Here is a 1,309-nt window from a genome sequence, read left to right as displayed (position 1 = left end):
AGAGGTCGTTAAGTCCGTTTCTGGTAGCGGCCTCGTCCGGGCTGGGTGAGGAAGCCTTGGCGGGTGAGGCGTCCGAGACGGCTGCGGGTGATGTTGACGGATGCCTCGTCGGTGGGCATACCGAGGAGTTCGTGCAGCTCACGGGCTCGGAACTCTTGGTCGGGGTGCTGGTTGAAGGCGCGCACGATGGCCTGGTAGGCGGTGTTCGTCTCGGGCGGTGCGGGTTGGCCTCCAGCCGGTGCGAGTTCGGCAATGACCTTCCGGGTGGTGGCCAGGTCCGCGAGTCGCGCTTCGGTCTCGGCCAGGGCGGCGGTCAAGTGATCGATCTGTTGGCGCAGTTCACCGGCCCGGGCGGCGGTCTCGTCGTGCTGGGCCTGGAGGTCGGCCAGGAGATCGATGACGTTCACGCGGCCAGCCCGAGGGCGTCACGCCAGGCGGGACTCGCTGTGGTGAGGCGGCGGGCCATGTTCGCGATCGAGGCCCAGTAGACGCGCGAGGTGGAGGTGTCGGGCCGGTGGTCGTACTCACGGGCGAGACGCCGGTGCAGCATCAACGTGCCGTTGACCTGCTCCACGATCCACCGCTTGGGCTGCGGGACGAAGCCTTTGCCCTGGTCAGCCGGGTTGCGGCGGACGACCTCGACGTCGATGTCCAGCAGGGCACCATGGATGAGAACCTCGTCCTTGAAGCCCTGGTCCACCAGGGCCTTCTCCAGGCGCATCCCGCACCGCTCGGCCGCCTGGTCGAGCAGGGCGGTGCCGGCGGCGTTGTCGTGGGTGGAGGCGGCGAGCACGACGACGCCGATGATCAGCCCCAGAACGTCGACGGCCAGTCCTCGCTTGCGGCCCGACATCCTTTTGTTGGCGTCCAGTCCCGTCGTGGTCTTCGGGACACCGGCGGCCGCGCGCACGGACTGAGTGTCGATGATCACGAGGGACGGGTCCTCTAATCGGCGGGCTCTCTCCCTCACCTGGCAGCGCAGGAGTTCCTGGATCCGCTGGTCAAGCCCGTCCTGACGCCACAGCGTGAAGTAGTAGAACACCGCCGACCAGGCCGGCAGGTCGTGCGGCAGATAGCGCCACTGGCAGCCCGTCCGGTTCTGGTAGAAGATCGCGTTCACGACCTCCCGCAGGTCGCAGGACCCGGGATCCCCGGTCGCCGACCGCGCTACCCGGCCCTCCTTCCAGGCCGTGATCATCGGCTCGATCAACGCCCAATGCTCATCCGATAGGTCGCTCGGATACGGTCTTCGCTCCATGCCCGCATCCCAGCATGGACATGACGAGCAGTCGGCCGGGACGAGGATCAG

The 1,309-nt window shown here is 67.6% G+C and carries 2 protein-coding genes; both read right to left on the bottom strand.

Annotated elements, in window-relative coordinates:
• Window positions 1-8 precede the first annotated feature (8 nt).
• The gene (locus ACFW3D_RS42150) at window positions 9-407 is read right to left on the bottom strand and encodes a hypothetical protein (protein WP_500513799.1); all 399 of its coding nucleotides are present in this window, start codon (window positions 405-407) and stop codon (window positions 9-11) included.
• Complete coding sequence (locus ACFW3D_RS42145; RefSeq protein WP_500513797.1) at window positions 404-1,258, bottom strand: IS5 family transposase; 855 nt, start codon at window positions 1,256-1,258, stop codon at window positions 404-406. Before ACFW3D_RS42145 ends, ACFW3D_RS42150 begins: the two co-directional genes overlap by 4 nt.
• Between the last annotated feature and the right edge of the window lie 51 nt (window positions 1,259-1,309).

The organism is Streptomyces sp. NPDC058864, from assembly GCF_042742985.1.
Lineage (GTDB): Bacteria > Actinomycetota > Actinomycetes > Streptomycetales > Streptomycetaceae > Actinacidiphila.
The sequence above is the reverse complement of the archived record's forward strand: the minus strand, read 5'-3'. Positions and strand labels throughout refer to the sequence as shown.

Bases quoted from the DNA above. Each gene is read 5' to 3' on its own strand.
- ACFW3D_RS42145 (WP_500513797.1), bottom strand. From the start codon at position 1,258: ATGGAGCGAAGACCGTATCCGAGCGACCTATCGGATGAGCATTGGGCG.